Source organism: Micromonospora sp. WMMD812, from assembly GCF_027497215.1.
Classification (GTDB): Bacteria; Actinomycetota; Actinomycetes; order Mycobacteriales; family Micromonosporaceae; genus Micromonospora.
Map to the genome: position 1 here is coordinate 6,464,047 of NZ_CP114904.1, position 18,366 is coordinate 6,482,412.

16 protein-coding genes are annotated in these 18,366 nt (G+C 73.8%); all 16 read left to right on the forward strand.

What is annotated here, in order from left to right; translation table 11 throughout:
* Window positions 1-3 precede the first annotated feature (3 nt).
* The 16 genes from O7603_RS29925 (at window position 4) to O7603_RS30000 (ending at window position 18,339) form a co-directional block, all read left to right on the forward strand.
* Window positions 4-2,220 (forward strand): penicillin-binding protein 2, encoded by a 2,217-nt coding sequence (locus O7603_RS29925; RefSeq protein ID WP_281573061.1) that lies wholly within the window; start codon window positions 4-6, stop codon window positions 2,218-2,220.
* 52 nt (window positions 2,221-2,272) lie between these two features.
* Window positions 2,273-3,838, forward strand: a complete 1,566-nt coding sequence (locus O7603_RS29930; RefSeq protein WP_281573062.1) for a UDP-N-acetylmuramoyl-L-alanyl-D-glutamate--2,6-diaminopimelate ligase — start codon at window positions 2,273-2,275, stop codon at window positions 3,836-3,838.
* On the forward strand, window positions 3,835-5,262 hold the full coding sequence (gene murF / locus O7603_RS29935; RefSeq protein ID WP_281573063.1) for a UDP-N-acetylmuramoyl-tripeptide--D-alanyl-D-alanine ligase: 1,428 nt from the start codon (window positions 3,835-3,837) through the stop codon (window positions 5,260-5,262). The genes O7603_RS29930 and murF overlap by 4 nt, the downstream gene beginning before the upstream one ends.
* The gene (gene mraY / locus O7603_RS29940; protein ID WP_281573064.1) at window positions 5,259-6,383 is read left to right on the forward strand and encodes a phospho-N-acetylmuramoyl-pentapeptide-transferase; all 1,125 of its coding nucleotides are present in this window, start codon (window positions 5,259-5,261) and stop codon (window positions 6,381-6,383) included. The genes murF and mraY overlap by 4 nt, the downstream gene beginning before the upstream one ends.
* Before the next feature lie 327 nt (window positions 6,384-6,710).
* On the forward strand, window positions 6,711-8,123 hold the full coding sequence (locus O7603_RS29945) for a putative peptidoglycan glycosyltransferase FtsW (protein WP_281576870.1): 1,413 nt from the start codon (window positions 6,711-6,713) through the stop codon (window positions 8,121-8,123).
* Window positions 8,123-9,229: an undecaprenyldiphospho-muramoylpentapeptide beta-N-acetylglucosaminyltransferase gene (murG, locus tag O7603_RS29950; protein WP_281573065.1), complete on the forward strand. Its 1,107-nt coding sequence runs from the start codon at window positions 8,123-8,125 to the stop codon at window positions 9,227-9,229. Before O7603_RS29945 ends, murG begins: the two co-directional genes overlap by 1 nt.
* On the forward strand, window positions 9,226-10,800 hold the full coding sequence (murC, locus tag O7603_RS29955; RefSeq protein WP_281573066.1) for a UDP-N-acetylmuramate--L-alanine ligase: 1,575 nt from the start codon (window positions 9,226-9,228) through the stop codon (window positions 10,798-10,800). Before murG ends, murC begins: the two co-directional genes overlap by 4 nt.
* Window positions 10,797-11,612 (forward strand): FtsQ-type POTRA domain-containing protein, encoded by an 816-nt coding sequence (locus O7603_RS29960; RefSeq protein WP_281573067.1) that lies wholly within the window; start codon window positions 10,797-10,799, stop codon window positions 11,610-11,612. The genes murC and O7603_RS29960 overlap by 4 nt, the downstream gene beginning before the upstream one ends.
* Before the next feature lie 253 nt (window positions 11,613-11,865).
* Entirely contained in the window at window positions 11,866-12,981 is a 1,116-nt protein-coding gene (ftsZ, locus tag O7603_RS29965) for a cell division protein FtsZ (RefSeq protein WP_281573068.1), read from the forward strand.
* A 9-nt stretch (window positions 12,982-12,990) separates the two neighbouring features.
* Window positions 12,991-13,734 (forward strand): YggS family pyridoxal phosphate-dependent enzyme, encoded by a 744-nt coding sequence (locus O7603_RS29970; RefSeq protein WP_281573069.1) that lies wholly within the window; start codon window positions 12,991-12,993, stop codon window positions 13,732-13,734.
* Window positions 13,735-13,925: 191 nt separating this feature from the next.
* Window positions 13,926-14,618, forward strand: a complete 693-nt coding sequence (sepF, locus tag O7603_RS29975; RefSeq protein ID WP_281573070.1) for a cell division protein SepF — start codon at window positions 13,926-13,928, stop codon at window positions 14,616-14,618.
* Between the two features lie 30 nt (window positions 14,619-14,648).
* Window positions 14,649-14,954, forward strand: coding sequence for a YggT family protein (locus tag O7603_RS29980; protein ID WP_281573071.1), 306 nt, complete (start codon window positions 14,649-14,651; stop codon window positions 14,952-14,954).
* Between the two features lie 44 nt (window positions 14,955-14,998).
* Window positions 14,999-15,802 carry a DivIVA domain-containing protein gene (locus O7603_RS29985; protein WP_281573072.1) on the forward strand — a complete coding sequence of 268 codons (804 nt, stop codon included), beginning with the start codon at window positions 14,999-15,001 and terminating at the stop codon, window positions 15,800-15,802.
* 76 nt (window positions 15,803-15,878) lie between these two features.
* Window positions 15,879-16,499, forward strand: a complete 621-nt coding sequence (locus O7603_RS29990) for a hypothetical protein (protein ID WP_281573073.1) — start codon at window positions 15,879-15,881, stop codon at window positions 16,497-16,499.
* 12 nt (window positions 16,500-16,511) lie between these two features.
* Window positions 16,512-16,817 (forward strand): DUF167 domain-containing protein, encoded by a 306-nt coding sequence (locus O7603_RS29995; protein WP_281573074.1) that lies wholly within the window; start codon window positions 16,512-16,514, stop codon window positions 16,815-16,817.
* A 22-nt stretch (window positions 16,818-16,839) separates the two neighbouring features.
* The gene (locus O7603_RS30000) at window positions 16,840-18,339 is read left to right on the forward strand and encodes a potassium/proton antiporter (RefSeq protein ID WP_281573075.1); all 1,500 of its coding nucleotides are present in this window, start codon (window positions 16,840-16,842) and stop codon (window positions 18,337-18,339) included.
* Window positions 18,340-18,366: the final 27 nt, after the last annotated feature.

Consider the following 18,366-nt stretch of genomic DNA (forward strand, 5'->3'; position numbering starts at 1 on the left):
TCCGTGCCGCCGAGGTCGGAGGATCCGCGCCGGGACGCCACAGGCTCCCGGCGCGGTTCGTCCTCCCGGGACGGCGGGGGCCGCGGCGCCGACCCGCGTACCGGTGAGCCGGGCGTCGGCGGGATCTCCGGCGCCCGGGCGTACACCCCGCGCGGGCGCACCATCCGTGAGGAGCACGGCGGGCTGCCCCGGACCGGCGGCGCCGCCGGGGGCGCCGAGCAGCGGCGCAGCCCGCGCAGCACCCGGTCCGGTGACCCGTTCCGCCCCGCCCTGCAGGTGCTCGACGGCGGTCGCGCCGGCGCCGCCCGGGCTGCCCGGCGGTCCGCGCCGGCCGCCGGCCGGTCCGGCGTGGTGCGCACCGTGCAGCCGCGCACTCCGCGTACCCCGTCGGACGAGCCGCCCGCGCCGCGGCGTCGGACCACTCCGCGCCGGCCGGAGCGCCCGGCCGGCCGGCGGCCGGCGCGCAAGCCGCCCCGGCCGCCCAAGCTGGCCGACCCGCGGCTGCGGTTGCGCCTGGGCACCGCGCTCACCCTGGCGATCTTCGCCACCATCGGCATCCGGCTGGTCTTCCTGCAGGCGGTGGACACCCCGGCGTACGCCGGAGGCGGGGTGGCCGACCGGACCCGGACGGTCGACCTGCCGGCGCCGCGCGGGGCGATCTACGACCGCTTCGGCGCGCAACTGGCGCACAGCGTGGAGGCCCGGTACGTCTTCGCCGACCCGACGCTGATCGAGGACATCCCGGCGACGGCCCGGGCGCTCTCGCCGCTGCTGGGCATCTCGGTCTCGAAGCTGACCGAGCTGATGCGCCCACGGAAGCTGGAGAACGGCAATCCGTCCCGGTTCCAGTACCTGGCGCGGGGGGTGGAGATCGCGACCGCCAAGCAGGTGCTGGCGCTGGAGCTGCAGGGCATCGGCGTGCACCGGGACGAGCGCCGCGAGGTGCCCGGCGACGACCTGGCCGCCAACCTGATCGGCTTCACGAGCCAGGACATGAACGGCCTCGAGGGGCTGGAGGCCCGCTACGACGACCTGCTCCGCGGGCAGGACGGCAAGCGGGTCTACGAGGCCGGCCTGGGCGACCTCGCGGCGCCGATCCCGGGCGGCTACAGCCGGACCACCCCGCCCAAGCCGGGCAGCTCGCTGACGCTCACCGTCGACCGGGACCTGCAGTACATGACGCAGGTGATCCTCAGCCGGCACATGGCGCAGGCCCGCAACGGCGTGGGCGCCGCGGTGGTGCTCGACGTCGCCACCGGCGAGGTGCTGGCGCAGGCCAGCCACCCCACCTACAACGCCGCCCAGCCCGAGGGCAGCCAGCCGGCGGCCCGCGAGGACGCGGCGACCAGCTTCGTGGTCGACCCCGGCTCGGTGCACAAGGCGATCACCTTCGGCGCGGCGCTCCAGGAGGGGGTGATCACCCCGGACACCACCCTGCCGATCCCGAACAGCATCAAGATGGGCGACACCTGGTTCTCCGACACGCACCCGGCGAACGGCCGGCGGATGAGCCTGCCCGGAATGCTCGCGTACTCCTCGAACGTCGGCACGATCACCATCGCCGACGAGCTCGGCCGGGACCGCCTGATCGACTACCAGCGGCGGTTCGGCCTCGGCCAGCCGACCGGCGAGGGGATGCCGGGCGAGGCGAGCGGCCGGCTGCTGCCCGCGGACGAGTGGAGCGGGTCGTCGTACGGGTCGGTGCCGATCGGGCACAGCGTCGACGCCACCCCGTTGCAGATGGCCGCCGCGTACGCCGCCATCGCCAACAACGGCACCTATGTCCAGCCACACCTGATCAAGGAGGTGATCGGGCCGGACGGCACGCGGAAGCCGGGCAAGGCTCCGGTCACCCGCTCGGTGCTCAGCCCGCAGAACGCGGCCGCGCTGCGGACCATGCTGGAGGCGGTCACCACCGTCGACGGGGCCACCGGCGTGCCCGCGGCGGTCCCGGGCTTCCGGGTCGCCGGAAAGACCGGCACCGGCTGGCGGCTGGTGGACGGGCAGAAGCAGCCCGGCGAGGTCTCCTCGTTCATCGGGATGGCCCCCGCCGAGAAGCCCCGCTACGTGATCGCGGTCTTCGCGTACGCGCCGGGTGGCGGTGGCGCGGCCATCGCGACGGAGGGGTTCAAGGAGATGATGCAGTTCACTCTCCGTCACTACAAGGTGCCGCCGTCGACCACGGCCAAACCGCCCAAGTTCGTGGTCTATCCACGCTGAGCAGCCACGGCGGGACATCATCGGTGAGTGCGGACGAACCACCGGGGCGGCTGTGCGGCTGTCGCCGGACGACCGGGTAGGGTCTGACGCCGTGCCCGGCAATCCTCGCCCCCGTACCGAGATCGGCACCCGGCTCGGCGATCTCGCCGCCCGGCTCGCCGTCGAGCCCCCGGCCGACGCCGCCGAGGTGCTGGTGACCGGCGTCACGCACGCCAGCCAGGAGGTCCGCCCCGGCGACCTGTACGCGGCCCTGCCCGGCGCCCGCCGGCACGGCGCGGAGTTCGCCGCTGGCGCCGCCGACGCGGGCGCGGTGGCCGCGCTGACCGACCCGGCCGGGGCGCCCGCGGTGGCCGCCGCCGGCCTTCCCGCGATCGTGGTGGACGACCCGCGCGCGGTGCTCGGCACGCTGGCCTCGGCGGTCTACGGCGACCCGACCGCCGCGCTGACCGTCATCGGGGTGACCGGCACCGCCGGCAAGACCTCGACGGCCTACCTGATCGAATCCGGGCTGCGCGCCGCCGGACACACCACCGGGCTGATCGGCACGGTGGAGACCCGGCTGGGCGACCTGGTGATCGACAGCGTCCGCACCACGCCCGAGGCGACCGACCTGCACGCCATGCTCGCCGCCGCCCGCGAGCGCGGGGTCACCGCGGTGGTGATGGAGGTGTCCAGCCACGCGCTGGCGATGGGCCGGGTCGGCGGAGTGCGGTTCACCGTCGGCGGCTACACCAACTTCGGCTCCGACCACCTGGACTTCCACGCCGACTCGGCGGACTACTTCGCGGCGAAGGCACAGCTCTTCGACGGGCGCTGCGCCGTGGAGGTGCTCAACCAGGACGACCCGGCGCTGCGCCCGCTGTTCAAGCCGGCCACGGTCAGCTACTCCGCGGCCGGCGACCCGACCGCCACCTGGTGGGCGGACGGGGTCGGCGGGGAGGGCTACGCCCAGCGGTTCACCGCGCACGGCCCGGACGGCCTCACCCTGCCGGCCGGCGTGGCGCTGCCCGGCCGGCACAACGTGGCCAACGCGCTGCTGGCCATCGCCGCGCTGGTGGCGGTCGGGGTGGACCCGGCCACCGCGGTCGCCGGGGTGGCCGACTGCGGCGGCGTCCCCGGCCGGCTGGAGCTGGTCACGCCCGCGGACGCACCGGTGCGCGGCGTGGTCGACTACGCGCACAAGCCGGACGCGATCGTGGCCGCGCTGACCGCGTTGCGCGAGCTGAGCGCCGGCCGCCTGATCTGCGTGATCGGCGCCGGCGGCGACCGGGACCGGGGCAAGCGGCCGGTGATGGGCGCCGCCGCCGCGGAGGGGGCCGACGTGGTGCTGGTGACCGACGACAACCCGCGTACCGAGGACCCGGCGGCGATCCGCGCCGAGGTGCTGGCCGGGGCGCAGCGGGCCGGCACGACGGCCCGGGTCGTGGAGGTGGCCGGCCGTCGGGCCGCCATCGACGAGGCGGTGCGGCTGGCCGAGCCGGGTGACGTGATCGCGCTGCTCGGCAAGGGCCACGAGCGCGGGCAGGAGGTGGCGGGCGAGGTGCTGCCGTTCGACGACCACACCGAGCTGGCGGACGCGCTGCGCGCCCGCTTCGGCGACCTGGCGGGTCACCGGTGATCCCGCTGACGCTGGCCGAGGTGGCCACCGCCGTCGACGGCCGTCTGGCCGGCGCCGACCCGGACGCCCGGGTCACCGGCTCGGTCGAGTTCGACTCGCGCAAGGTGACCGCCGGAGGGCTGTTCGTCGCCTTTCCGGGCGAGAAGGTCGACGGGCACGACTACGCGGCGGGGACCGTCGAGGCCGGCGCGGTGGCCGTGCTCGGCACCCGGGAGGTCCCCGGGGTGCCGATGGTGCTGGTCGACGACGCGCGGGCCGCGATGGGCCGGCTGGCCCGGTCGGTGGTCGACCGGCTGCCCGAGCTGACCGTGATCGGGCTGACCGGCTCCTCCGGCAAGACCACCACCAAGGACCTGATCGCCCAGCTCACCGCGCGGCTCGGCGCCACGGTGGCACCGCCCGGGTCGTTCAACAACGAGCTGGGGCACCCGTACACGGCGTTGAAGGCCGGCCCGGACACCCGCTACCTGGTGATGGAGAAGGGCGCCCGCGGGATCGGGCACGTCCGCTACCTCTGCGAGCTGGTGCCGCCCCGGATCTCCGTGGTGCTCAACGTGGGGACCTCGCACATCGGCGAGTTCGGCTCGCGGGAGAACATCGCCCTGGCCAAGGGGGAACTGGTCGAGGCGCTGCCGGCCGAGGGCCTCGCGGTGCTCAACGCCGACGACCCGCTCGTGGCCGCGATGGCGTCCCGCACCGACGCCCGGGTGGTCTTCTACGGCGAGGCCGCCGACGCGGAGGTGCGGGCCGAGGACGTCACCCTGGACGACCGGGGCTGCGCGTCGTACACGCTGGTCGTGCCGGAGGGGCGGGTGCCGGTGCGGCTCGGGCTGACCGGGCGGCACCAGGTCTCCAACACGCTCGCCGCCGCGGCGGTGGCCCGGGAGCTGGGCATGCCGCTGGCCGACCTGGCGACCGCGCTGGGCGAGCTGGGGCTGGTCTCCACCCGCCGGATGGACGTCTTCGAGCGTCCCGACGGGGTGACCGTGGTCGACGACTCGTACAACGCCAACCCGGCCTCGATGGCGGTCGCGCTGAAGGCGCTGGCCAGCCTCGGTCGGGGCCGGCGTACCGTCGCCGTGCTCGGCTACATGGCCGAGCTGGGTCCGTTCGAGCGCGACGGGCACGCCGAGGTCGGCCGACTGGCGGCCGAGCTGGGCGTCGACCGGCTGCTCGTGGTGGGCGAGCCGGCCGCGCCGATCCACGAAGGCGCGACAGCGGTAGGAAACTGGGGAGGAGAGTCGGTGCTGCTCACCGATCAGGCGGCGGCCGTCGAGGTGCTGCGGGGCGAACTACGGCCGGGCGACGTCGTCCTGGTCAAGGGCTCCCGGTACCGCACCTGGGAGGTGGCCGACGCCCTGCGCCCGGCCGCCGGGAGCGAACTCGCGAGCCCCGCGGCCGCGACCGAGGGTGGCGCCGCATGAGGGCGGTCATCGTCGCCGTCGGGGTGGCGTTCCTGATCTCCCTGTTCTGCACCCCGATCGCGATCAAGGTGTTCACCCGGCTCAAGGCGGGCCAGCCGATCCGGGCCGAGGGCCCGGCGATGCACCAGGGCAAGAAGGGCACGCCGACGATGGGCGGCGTGGTGTTCATCCTCGCCACGGTCATCGCGTACGTCGCCGGCCACCTGGCCCTGACCACCCTGCCGGACCAGCAGATCGCGCAGGTCGAGCCGACCATCACGGCGCTCGTGCTGCTGGGGCTGATGGTGTTCTCCGGCGCGGTCGGCTTCCTCGACGACTTCCTCAAGGTGCGCAAGCGCAACAGCGCCGGGCTCAACAAGCGCGGCAAGCTGATCGGCCAGATCCTGGTCGGCGCGGTCTTCGGCGTGGTCGCGCTCTACTTCCCGAGCACCATGACCGACGCCGCGGGCGCGGTGACCAATACCGAGACGGTGGGCAGCACCACGCTGAGCTTCATCCGGGACATCCCGGCGCTGGACGTCAGCAAGATCGGCGCGGTGATCATCTTCATCTTCGTGGTGATGGCCGCGACCAACGGCGTGAACCTCACCGACGGCCTGGACGGCCTGGCCACCGGCGCCTCGGTGATGGTCCTCGCCGCGTACGCGCTGATCGCGTTCTGGCAGTATCGGCACTGGTGCGCCGACCCGGACTACACCCAGGCGTACTGCTACACCGTCCGGGATCCGTTGGAGATCGCCCTGATCGCCGGGGCGGGCGCCGGCGCCTGCGTCGGCTTCCTCTGGTGGAACACCTCGCCGGCGCGGATCTTCATGGGCGACACCGGTGCGCTCGGGCTCGGCGGCCTGATCGCCGGCATGGCGATGTCCACCCGGACCATCCTGCTCCTGCCGATCATCGGCGGCCTGTTCGTGATCATCACGATGTCCGTGGTGATCCAGATCATCTCGTTCCGGACCACCGGCAAGCGGGTCTTCCGCATGTCGCCGTTGCAGCACCACTTCGAGCTCGCCGGATGGAGCGAGGTCAACATCGTGGTGCGGTTCTGGATCATCGCCGGCATCGGGGTGGCGATCGCGCTCGGCCTCTTCTACAGCGAGTTCCTCGCGAACGTGACCTGATCCACCCCGCCCGGCCCCGTCCCGCGATCGTGCACTTTCGGCCCCCGAGACACCCCTATCGTGGCCTTCGTCGGGGCGGAAAGTGCACGATCGCTGGGGATCGGGGCTCGACACGCCGAGGGAGCCGTTGCGGGGGTGGGCGGCGGGCCCAGCGGCGATGATGTCCGGGTGGGGGAGGGAACCGGAACTGACGGCACGACCCAGGACCGGCCGCGGCGCACAACGGGCGGCGGGCGTACGGCCGAGGCCACCGCACCGCCACGCGGCCCGGACGATCCGGGCGGCCCGGCGATCACGGCGCTGCGCGGGCTGGACCCGGCGGGCGGGCTGGCCGCGCTGCGTGGCCTGCTGGACCGCCCGCTGGCCTCGTACTACCTGCTGATCTCCAGTGCCGGCCTGCTGCTGCTGATCGGCCTCACCATGGTCTTCTCCGCGACCAGCGTGCGGGACTACGCCGCGGGTGGGAACGCGACCGCCTCGGTGGTCAAGCAGGCGATCTTCGCGGTGATCGGCCTGGTCGCGTTCTGGGCGTGCCAGCGGCTGCCGGCGACCACCTACCGGTCGCTGGGCCGGCCGCTGCTGCTCACCGCGATCGGGCTGCTGCTGCTGCTCAACCTGCTGCTCGCCTACGCCCGGCTGACGAACCAGGAGTCCGCCCGGATCGGTCCGATCGAGGCGAGGCTGCTCTGGCTGTTCATCGGCGGCATCCAGGTGCAGCCCTCCGAGCTGGCCAAGTTCGCGCTGGTGCTCTGGGGCGCGCACGTGGTGGCCCGCAAGGGCGCCGCGCTGGGCTGGTGGCGGGAGCTTGCCACGCCGCTCTTCCCGGTGGTCGGCCTGCTCTTCGTGCTGGTCGGCTACAACGACCTCGGCACGATGATCTGCCTGCTGGCGCTGGTGGTGGGGCTCCTCTTCGCGGCCGGGGTGCGGATGCGGGTGTTCGGCGCGCTCTCGGTGGCCGGGCTGGTCGGGATCGGCCTGCTGATCGCGGTCGCCTCGCTCGGCGCCGGCTCGGGCGAGCAGGGCGAGGAGAACTACCGCCTCGCGCGGCTGGTCTCCTTCTTCAACCCGCCCGCGCCGGAGGACTGCAAGTTGGAGGGCTGCTACCAGCTCTTCCAGGGGCGGCTGGCGATCGAGCACGGCGGCTGGTTCGGCGTCGGCCTGGGCAAGAGCAGCCTGAAGTGGGACTGGCTGCCCGAGGCGCACAACGACTTCATCTTCGCGATCATCGCCGAGGAGTTGGGCGTGGTCGGCTGCGCGGTGGTGCTCACCCTCTTCGCGGTGCTCGCCTACACGGGGCTGCGGATCGCCCGGCGGGTCGAGGACCCGTTCCGCCGGCTCGCCGCCGCCGCGGTGACCACCTGGCTGGTGAGCCAGGCCGTGATCAACATCGGCGGCGTGGTCGGGCTGCTGCCGATCACCGGCCTGCCGCTGCCGTTCATCTCCGACGGCGGATCCGCCCTGGTCGTCACGCTGGCGGCGGTCGGGATGCTCGCCTCCTTCGCCCGGGCCGAACCTGATGCGGCCAGAGCCCTGCATGCCCGTCCGCCGGCCCGGTGGGTCCGACTACTCTGGGCCCCGTTGCCGCCGCTTCCCGGGCGACGTCGCCGACCGGCGTCGCCGCCGGCGCCCCGAGGGCCCCTGCCCCGGTCGCGGGAGCGGCGGAAGGACGAGCAGGCCGTACCCCGCGGCGTCCGGCAGACCCGGGCCCGAGGTGGGACGGCGAACGAGAGGAGACGCTGATGGGTCCGCTGCGTTCGGTGGTGCTCGCGGGAGGTGGCACCGGGGGGCACATCTACCCGTTGCTCGCCTTCGCCGACTGCCTGCGCCGACACGACCCGGGCGTCCGGATCACCTGCCTGGGCACACCGAGGGGTCTGGAGAACGAGCTGATCCCGCCGCAGGGCTACGACCTGCGGACGATTCCCGCGTACCAGCTGCCCCGCTCGATCAACATGAACCTGGTGCGTACCCCGGGCCGGATGTGGACGGCGGCCCGCGCGGCGGGCAAGGTGATCGACGAGGTCCAGGCCGACGTGGTGGTCGGCTTCGGCGGGTACGTCTCGGTGCCGGCCTACCTCGCCGCCTGGCGCCGTGAGCTGCCCATCGTGATCCACGAGGTGAACGTGCCGCCGGGCGTGGCGAACCGGCTCGGCATGAAGTTCACCAAGAACGTCGCCGTCGGTTTCCCGCACCAGCCGGCGCAGGCCGAGTCGCTGCGCGACGCCCGGGTGGTCGGCGTGCCGCTGCGGCGCAACATCGCCGGGCTGGACCGGGCCGGGCTGCGCGCCGCCGCCCGGGCCCACTTCGGACTCCGTCCCGACCTGCCGGTGCTCTTCGTCGCCGGTGGCTCCCAGGGCGCCCGCTCCATCAACCTCGCCGTCTCCGGCGCGGCCAAGGAGCTGGCCCGCAACGGGGTGCAGGTGCTGCACGTGATGGGCGCCCGCAACGAGCCGGTGCCGGTCCCCACCGACCTGCCGGTCCCGTACGTGACCCTGCCGTACCTGTCCGAGATGGAGCTGGGCTACGCCGCCGCGGATCTCATGCTTGGCCGGGGCGGGGCGATGACCTGCGCGGAGGTCGCGGCGATCGGGCTGCCCACCATCTACGTGCCGTACCCGCACAGCAACCAGGAGCAGAAGCGCAACGCCCTGCCCGTGGTCGAGGCGGGTGGCGGGCTTCTGGTCGACGACGCCGAGCTGACCCCCGACTGGCTGGAGCGGACGGTGATCCCGCTGATCCGCGACCCGCATCGGCTCGGCGCGATGGGCGCGGCCGCGGCGGCGTACGGGCGGCGCGACGGCGACGTGGCGCTGCTGAACTACGTCTACGAGGCGGTGGCCCGATGACCGCGCAGTTCACCCCGGCCGGCACGCTCACCGCCGAGGACCTCGGCACCATCCACCTGATCGGGGTCGGTGGGGTGGGCATGAGCGGGCTGGCCCGGCTCTTCCTCACCCGGGGCATCCCGGTCTCCGGCAGCGAGCTGCGCGAGTGGCCCTCGCTGGCCGGGCTGCGCGCCCTCGGCGGCACGATCCACATGAGCCACGAGGCGACCAACCTCGACGGGGTGGACACGGTGGTCTACTCCTCGGCCATCCCGCAGGACCACCTGGAGATGGTGGAGGCGCGCCGGCGCGGGCTGCGGGTGCTGCACCGCTCCGAGGCGCTCGCCGCCGCGATGACCGGGCGCCGGACGGTGGCGGTGGCCGGCACCCACGGCAAGACCACCACCACCTCGATGGTCACGATGGTGCTCCAGCAGGCCGGGACGGACCCGTCCTTCGTGATCGGCGGGGAGATCTCCGAGGTCGGCTCCGGCGCGCACCACGGCACCGGCGAGTACTTCGTGGTGGAGGCGGACGAGAGCGACCGGTCCTTCCTCATCTACCGCCCGTACGTCTCGATCATCACCAACATCGAGGCCGACCACCTGAACACCTACGGCGACCTGGCCAACCTCGAGGCGACCTTCGCCGAGTTCGCCCGGCTCACCGACCCGGACGGGTTCATCATCACCTGCGCCGACGACGCCGGCGGGCGGCGGCTGGCCGAGACGCTGCGCGCCGAGGGCCGCCGGGTGTACACGTACGGCGAGGCGGCCGACGCCGACCTCCGGCTGACCGAGATGGTCTCGTCGGCACAGGGCGTGCGTTACCTGGCCGCGATCGACGGCCGGTCGCTGGGCGAGTTCCGGCTGCCGGTGCCCGGCCGGCACATGGGGCTCAACAGCGCGTCGGCCGTGCTCACCACGTACCTGCTGGGGTTGCCGCTGGAGGCGGCGGAGGCCGCGCTCGCCGCGTTCCCCGGCGTGCGCCGGCGCTTCGAACGCAAGGGCGTCGTCGACGACGTGCTGGTCTACGACGAGTACGCCTACCACCCCACCTCGATGACGCTGGCCCTGCGGACGCTGCGCGAGGTGGCCGGTGACGGCCGCCTGATCGTGGTCTTCCAGCCCTACCGGCTCTACCGCACGCGCGACCTCCAGAGTGAGATCGCCGAGGCGCTGGCCATCGCCGACGAGCTGGTGCTGCTGGAGGTGTTCGGCCCCGGCGAGCTGCGCCAGCCCGGCGAGGGGTCGGCGGCGCTGATCGAGGCGGTGGCGCTGCCCGCCGAGCACAAGGTCTTCGTCGACTCGTGGGAGGCGGCGCCGGCGGAGGTGGCCCGTCGGGCCCGCCCCGGCGACGTGGTGGTGACGATGGGCGCCCCGCCGATCTCGCTGATGGGCGACCAGCTGCTCGACGCGTTGCTGGCCCGCACCGACGGGACGCCCACCGGCGAGACGACCAGCCCGGGCGGGGTCTCCGGCGGCAGTGCGGCCATCGGCGGCACCGTTCCGGGTGCCCCGGCCGGCGGCGCCGGGTCGTCGGCCGTCGGTGGCGCCGTGGCCCCGGACGGCGCGTCGCCCGCGGCCGGATGAGTCCGGGGCCGGCGCGCGGGCGGACCTCGGGCGCCGAGGCGGCCGGCCGGCGTGGCCCGGTCCGCCGCTGGCAGCTGGTCCGGGCCGGCAGCGACGCGGTGCCGGCCTCGACCCGGCGGTTCATGCGTCGGGCCCGGCAGCGCCGGATGCGCGCGGCGCTGCCCTGGGCGGTCGCGGCGGGGGTCCTCGCGCTGGCCGGGCTGGCCGCCTGGACCGTCCTGGGCACCGGACTGTTCGGGGTGCGGGAGGTGCGGGTCGAGGATGCCGGGCTGGTCACGCCGGTGCAGGTGCGAGACGCCGTCGGGGTGCCGGACGGAGTTCCGCTGGCCCGGGTGGACCTCGCGGCCACCGCCGAGCGGGTCGCTGCGCTGGCCCCCGTGGAGCGGGCGACGGTGACCCGGGACTGGCCGGACACCCTGGTGGTGCGGGTGGTGGAGCGCAGCCCGGTGGCGGTGGTCCCGCAGGGCGAGCGGTTCGCGGTGATCGACCGCACCGGCACGGTCTTCCGCACGCTGGACGAGCGCCCGGACGGCCTGCCGGTGGTGCGGGTGGCCCGGCCGGGGGCGGACGACGCCGGCACCCGGGCGGCGGTGGACGTGCTCGCCGCGCTCACCCCGGAGCTACGGGCCGTGCTGGTCGACGTGACCGTCGAGGGACTGGCTCGGATCAAGCTGCGGCTGGGTGGCGACCGGACGGTGGTCTGGGGGGACGCCTCCCGGGGGCCGGACAAGGCTCGGGTCGCCACCGCGCTGCTGGACCAGCGGGCGGAGACGATCGACGTCAGCGCGCCGGACGTGGTGACCTTCCGGTGATCCCGGTCGTCGACGGGGCCGTCGGGACGTGAGCCGGCCCGCTCCGGCGGCGACACGCCGGTCGGGTCCTTGGCTCATCGGTCGGGGGCGCTTACGTTGCCCCGAAGAGGTCAGTGGTTGACATAACTGTAAGCCTCTAGTAGAGGGTGAGGGTTCGTCCCTGATTCTCGTGAGGACTGCCGGCGCCGACTGCTGACCTGGCAAGCCGTGTGGGGCCGGCCCATGCCAATCTCGAGGGGGAAGGGACCTTCAGATGACACCTCCGCACAACTACCTGGCGGTCATCAAGGTCGTCGGCATCGGTGGCGGCGGCGTGAACGCCGTCAACCGAATGATCGAGGTTGGGCTCAAGGGCGTCGAGTTCATCGCGATCAACACCGATGCGCAGGCACTGCTGATGAGTGACGCCGACGTCAAGCTCGACGTCGGCCGGGAGCTGACCCGTGGGCTCGGCGCGGGCGCCAACCCGGACGTCGGCAAGAACGCCGCCGAGGATCACCGGGACGAGATCGAAGAGGTGCTCAAGGGCGCCGACATGGTCTTCGTGACCTGTGGCGAGGGCGGCGGCACCGGCACCGGCGGCGCGCCCGTGGTGGCGAACATCGCCCGCAAGCTGGGCGCGCTGACCATCGGTGTGGTGACCCGGCCGTTCTCGTTCGAGGGCAAGCGCCGCCAGGTGCAGGCCGAGTCCGGGATCGACGAGCTGCGCAACCAGTGCGACACGCTGATCGTCATCCCCAACGACCGGCTGCTGGCGCTGGGCGACCGGAACATCAGCATGATGGACGCGTTCCGCACCGCCGACCAGGTGCTCCTCTCGGGTGTGCAGGGCATCACCGACCTGATCACCACGCCGGGTCTGATCAACCTGGACTTCGCCGACGTGAAGAGCGTGATGAGCGGCGCCGGCAGCGCCCTGATGGGGATCGGCAGCGCCCGCGGCGAGAACCGCGCGGTGGAGGCGGCCGAGGCGGCCATCTCCAGCCCGCTGCTCGAGCAGAGCATGGACGGCGCGCGCGGCGTGCTGCTCTCCATCGCCGGTGGCTCCGACCTCGGCCTGTTCGAGATCAACGACGCGGCGCAGCTGGTCACCGACGCGGCCCACCCGGACGCGAACATCATCTTCGGCGCGGTCATCGACGACGCGCTCGGCGACGAGGTGCGGGTCACCGTGATCGCGGCGGGCTTCGACGGTGGCGCGCCGGCGTACAAGGCGGCCGAGCCGGGGCGGAAGACGAACCAGAACCAGCCGGCGCCGCAGACCCCCCCGGTCGCGCCGCCGGCCGCCATGCCGGCGCCGCAGCAGTCGCCCCGGCGGGTGCTCTTCGACGACGTCGACGTGCCCGACTTCCTCAAGAACGGGTCCTGAGCACCGCCGATGACCGACAGCTCAACCACGGTGCGGCCGGACCGTCGGGCCGAACTCGCGGCCGGCCTGGCGCGGGTCCGGTCCCGCATCGCGGACGCCTGCGTCGCCGCCGGCCGGGACCGTGCCGAGGTCACCATGATCGCGGTGACCAAGACGTACCCGGCCGGGGACGTGCTGGCGCTGGCCGATCTCGGGGTGACCGACGTGGGGGAGAACCGGGACCAGGAGGCGGCCGGCAAGGCCGCCGAGGTGGCGGCGGCCGGGGCGACGCCGCGCTGGCACTTCATCGGGCGGTTGCAGCGCAACAAGGCCCGGTCGGTGGTCCGGTACGCCGACGTGGTCCAGTCGGTGGACAGCGTCCGGCTGGCCCGGGCGCTGGACACCGCGGCGGCCGGCCGGGACCGGCCGCTCACGGCGCTGGTCCAGGTGAGCATCGACGGCGACCCGGTCCGGGGCGGGGCCGTGCCCGACTCGTCCGATCCGGACTCCGGGTTGGGCGCGGTGGCCGAGGCGGTGGCGGCGGCGCCGGCGTTGCGGCTGGCCGGGCTGATGGCGGTCGCGCCGCTGGGCTGGGAGCCGGAGCGGGCCTTCGCCCGGCTGGCCGAGGTGGCCGAGGGGTTTCGCACGGTCCATCCCGGAGCGACCACGCTCTCGGCCGGTATGAGCGGCGACCTGGAAATCGCGATCAGGTATGGCGCGACACATGTCCGCGTCGGTAGCGCGTTACTCGGAATGCGCCCCACGCTGCGGTAGCCTGACCGCGAAAGAAGCAAATTACATCGGTGTTGTTTCAGGAACGACGTCCCGTTGTCGGGGGTCGTGGCGCGGGACGCGAATCGCGCGCCAGGGGATTGGCGTTCCGGTCCGGTGGGCAGAGAAGGTCCACTCGCGACAGGCGACATGGCACGGGGGCGTGTGCCGCACGGCGGACGGAAGGGCGCGGGATGGGTGCACTGCGCAAGGCGGGGGTCTGGCTCGGTCTCGTCGAGGAGGACGACGAGCGGGCCTACGACGACGGTGGCTACGACAAGGGTGGCTACCGCGATTCGCGCTACCGGCAGAGCCGGTACGCCGAGGAGTTCGCCGACGACGAGGAGGACGACGCCGAGGAGCCGCCGCCGCCGCGTCCCCGGGCGGGTGAGCGTGGCCGGCTGACCGAGCGGTCGAGCGTCCGGGCGGCCGAGGCCGACCGGGCCGAGGCGGAGCGTCCGGAGCGGGTCGAGCGGTCCAGCGTCCGGTCGATCACGCGCTCGACGGGCGAGACCTCCGGTGCGCTGACCTACCACACCCGGGACAACCTGGCCCTGGCGCCGCAGGCGTCGCCCCGTGAGCGGGCGGTGGTCGCCGACGAGGAGCAGCGCTACCAGATCACCACGCTGCACCCGACCACCTACCGGGAGGCGCGCACCATCGGCGAGCACTTCCGAGACGGTGTGCCGGTGATCATCAACCTCACCGAGATGGACGAGGCGGACGCCCGCCGTCTGGTGGATTTCGCCGCCGGGCTGGCGTTCGGGCTGCGCGGTACGATCGAGCGCGTGACCAATCGGGTGTTCCTGCTCTCACCGGCCAACGTCCAGGTCACCGCGGAGGACAAGGCCAAGATCGCTGAGGGCGGCTTTTTCAGTCTGAGTTGACCCCGCCCGACCCGAGGGACGTCGCCTGCCGTGTTGTCGATCCTGCTGCAAGTCCTGTACCTCATTCTCTATGTCTTCCTGCTCCTTCTTCTGTCCCGATTTGTCCTGAGCGCGGTGCTGCAGTACGGCCGGCGCTGGCAACCGGGGCGCGGGGCATCGGCGGGACTGGAATCCGTGTGGAGCGTCACTGATCCCCCTCTCAGCGCGTTGAGGCGTGTGATCCCTCCGCTGCGAATTGGTACCGTGAGCATCGACCTGGCCTCCCTTGTGCTCCTGGTTATCCTGTTCGTGCTGATGGAGTTCGTGTTAGAGCCGTCGATCATCAGGACCGCCTGATGACGGACGCGCTATCGCGGCCGCAACTGACCCGAGGAGTTTCGATGCCGCTGACCCCGGCCGACGTCCACAACGTCGCCTTCAAAAAGCCGCCGATCGGTAAGCGGGGGTATGACGAGGAGGAGGTCGACGCCTTCCTGGACGAGGTCGAGCGCGAGCTCGCCCGTCTGATCGAGGAGAACAACGAGCTGCGCGCCCAGGTGGAGCGCGGCGGCCGTGGTGGCGCCCCCGCCGGCCCCGGCGGCGACGCCCGCCTGGCGGCGGAGCTCAACGACGTCAAGGCCCAGCTCGACCGGGTGCAGCGCGACAAGGCCGCGGCCGAGCAGGCCGCCCGCGCGATGCAGGCCGAGCTGGAGCAGGTCCGTGCCGCCGGTGGCGCCGTCGCCGCCGGCGCCGACGGCGAGCAGCAGGCGCTGCGGGTGCTGATGATGGCCCAGCGGACGGCGGACGACCACGTCTCCGACGCCCGCCGCGAGGCCGACCAGCTGCTGTCCGAGGCCCGGTCGAAGGCCGAGGAGGTCACCCGCGAGGCGCGGGCCAAGGCCGACGCGCTGGAGCGGGACGCCCGCCAGCGGCACCAGGAGGCCATGGGCGGCCTGGACGCCAAGCGCACCGCGCTGCAGAAGCACATCGAGGAGCTCAAGCAGTTTGAGCGGGAGTACCGCACCCGGCTCAAGGCCTACCTGGAGAGCCAGCTGCGTGACCTGGACGGTCGCGGGCAGGGCCTGGAGGCCGAGATGACCCGCTCCGAGAGCGGCCGGGTCGCCGGCGGCAACGGGCTGGCCACCGCCGGTCTCGCCGGCTCGTACGGTGGCGGTCGCTCCGGCGCTCTCGAGGCCGGTCGCTGATCTCCGGTCGGCAGCCGTCGCCAGTGATGACGGTCGCCGACCGCGTCTGGATGGTTCGACGCGGCGGGGGTGAATCGTGATAGTCGCGAGTCTCCTGCTCATCCTCGTCGCGGTGGTGCTGCTGGTGCTCGGCCTGGCCGGTGGCTCCAGCCTCATGTTGATCATCTCGATCGCGGCCAGTCTGCTGGCCGCCGTCGCGTTGGTGGTGGGCGCCCGCCAGGCGGCCGCCAGCCGGGCGACGGCGGGCGCGGCGCGGCCCGGGCAGCGGGAACCGGGTGCGACCCGGCCGGCCGGCTTCGCCGAGCCCGGTGTCGCGTACGGTCCACCGCTGGTCGAGCCGGAGATCCCGGTCCAGCACGTTCCCCCGACGGTCGGTACCGGTGGCTCCGGGTGGCGGCAACCGCCCGAAGCTCCGGCCGACGACGAGTCCTCGCCCGCGGCCGAGACCGGCGCGGCGTACGACGACGAGCCGGACGCGCAGCCGATCACACCCGCCGAGGCGGCGCTGGTCGCCCAGCTGCCGGCCGAGGTTCGGGTGGTCGACGGGCGGCCCCGCTACCACCTCGCCGACTGCGCCCACCTGGTCGGGCGGGCGCATGAGGCGCTGCCGGTGGCCGAGGCGGCCGAGCTCGGCTTCACGCCGTGCGCGCACTGCGCGCCGGCCACCGTCCTGCTCGCCGACGCCCGGCCGAGCTGAGCGGGCGTCATCGTGCCCGCGGACGACGCGCTCACCGTGGCGGTGCGGGTGAAGCCCGGCGTGGCTCGGGCGCGGGTCGGCGGCTGCTTTGACGGGCCGCACGGCCCGGCCCTGATCATCGCGGTGAACGCGCCGGCCGTCGACGGTCGCGCCACCGAGGCCGCCCGCCGGGCCCTGGCGGGCGCGCTCGGCGTCCGGCCGGCCGCGGTGGCGCTGCGCGCCGGTGCGGCCAGTCGGGACAAGCTCTTCCTCGTGGAGCGACCCGGCCCGGAGCTGTCCGGGTTGCTGCGCCGGCTGCGCGACGGATCCGGCGAGTGAGGAACGCCCTGGCCAGGCGACCGTGACGCCCGAGCTCGACCTCGCACTGCTGCTCGGCGCGGCCGTGCTGCTGGTGGCGGTCGGCGCGGTCCGGCTCTCCACCCGGCTGGGGCTGCCCAGCCTCCTGGTCTACCTGGCCCTCGGCGTGGCGATCGGCGAGGCCGGGCTCGGCATCCGCTTCGACGACGTCGAGTTGACCCGCGCGCTCGGCTTCTGCGCGCTGATCGTGATCATCGCCGAGGGCGGGCTGACGGCCCGGTGGAGCCTGCTGCGCCCGGTCCTCGGGCTCTCCGCGGCCCTGTCCACCGTCGGCGTGGTGGTGAGCATCCTGGTGGTCGGGGTCGCCGTCCACCTGTTGCTGGGGCTGGACTGGCGGCTGGCGCTGCTCTATGGCGCGGTGCTCTCCTCGACCGACGCGGCCGCCGTCTTCGCCACGCTGCGCCGGCTCCGCCTGCCGCCCCGGCTGGTGGCCACCCTCGAAGCCGAGTCGGGGATGAACGACGCCCCGGTGGTGCTGCTCGTGGTGCTGCTCTCCCGGGAGGGCGCCGGGCACCCCTGGTGGTACGAGACCGGCCTGGTCGCGTACGAGCTGGGGGTGGGCGCCGCGGTCGGGGTGGGCGCGGGAGTCGCCGGTCGGTGGGCGCTGCGCCGGGCGGCGCTGCCCTCGTCGGGGCTCTACCCGATCGCGGCGGTGGGCCTGACCGTGCTGGCGTACGCCGCCGGCGCGGTGCTGCACGCCTCGGGCTTCCTCGCCGTCTACGTGGCCGGGGTGCTGCTCGGCAACGCCCGCCTGCCGCACCGCCAGGCGATCCTCGGGTTCGCCGACGGGCTGGCCTGGCTCGCCCAGATCGGTCTCTTCGTGCTGCTCGGGCTGCTCGTCTCGCCGGGCCGGCTGGACGCGGCGGTCCTCCCGGCGGTGGTCGCCGGGCTCGCCCTGGTGCTGGCCGCCCGGCCGCTGTCGGTGGCGGCCTCCGCGCTGCCGTTCCGGATCGGCCTGCGTGACCAGGCGTTCCTGTCCTGGGCCGGACTGCGGGGCGCGGTGCCGATCGTGCTGGCCACCATCCCGCTGTCCGAGCGGGTGCCCGGCGCGGAACGGCTCTTCGACGTCGTCTTCGTCCTGGTCGTGATCTTCACGCTGCTGCAGGCCGGCACCCTGGCGCCGGTCGCCCGCCGGCTCGGGGTCACCGCGCCGGCCGAGGCCACGGAGATCCACGTCGAGACGGCGCCGCTGGAGCGGATGCGAGCCGACCTGCTCCAGCTCGAGGTGCCGCCGGGTTCTCGGCTGGCCGGGGTGCACGTCGACGAACTGCGGCTGCCGTTGGGCGCCTCGGTGACCCTGGTCCTGCGCGACGGCGTCGGCTTCGTGCCGAGCCCGGACACCCGGTTGAAGACCGGCGACAGCCTGTTGATCGTGGCAACCGGCGGGGTTCGGGACGAGGCGGAGCGCCGGTTGCGGGCGGTGAGCCGGCGGGGTCGGCTGGCCCGGTGGTTTGGCGAGTACGGCGATGATCGGGACGCTTGATCTGCTAGCGTTCCTTTTGTCCCAGTT

Excerpts from the sequence above, each read along its gene's own strand:
- O7603_RS29985 (WP_281573072.1), top strand. The coding sequence starts at position 14,999 with ATGCCGCTGACCCCGGCCGACGTCCACAACGTCGCCTTCAAAAAGCCG.
- O7603_RS29970 (WP_281573069.1), top strand. The coding sequence starts at position 12,991 with ATGACCGACAGCTCAACCACGGTGCGGCCGGACCGTCGGGCCGAACTC.
- sepF (WP_281573070.1), top strand. The coding sequence starts at position 13,926 with ATGGGTGCACTGCGCAAGGCGGGGGTCTGGCTCGGTCTCGTCGAGGAG.
- murC (WP_281573066.1), top strand. The coding sequence starts at position 9,226 with ATGACCGCGCAGTTCACCCCGGCCGGCACGCTCACCGCCGAGGACCTC.
- ftsZ (WP_281573068.1), top strand. The coding sequence starts at position 11,866 with ATGACACCTCCGCACAACTACCTGGCGGTCATCAAGGTCGTCGGCATC.
- mraY (WP_281573064.1), top strand. The coding sequence starts at position 5,259 with ATGAGGGCGGTCATCGTCGCCGTCGGGGTGGCGTTCCTGATCTCCCTG.
- O7603_RS29960 (WP_281573067.1), top strand. The coding sequence starts at position 10,797 with ATGAGTCCGGGGCCGGCGCGCGGGCGGACCTCGGGCGCCGAGGCGGCC.
- murG (WP_281573065.1), top strand. The coding sequence starts at position 8,123 with ATGGGTCCGCTGCGTTCGGTGGTGCTCGCGGGAGGTGGCACCGGGGGG.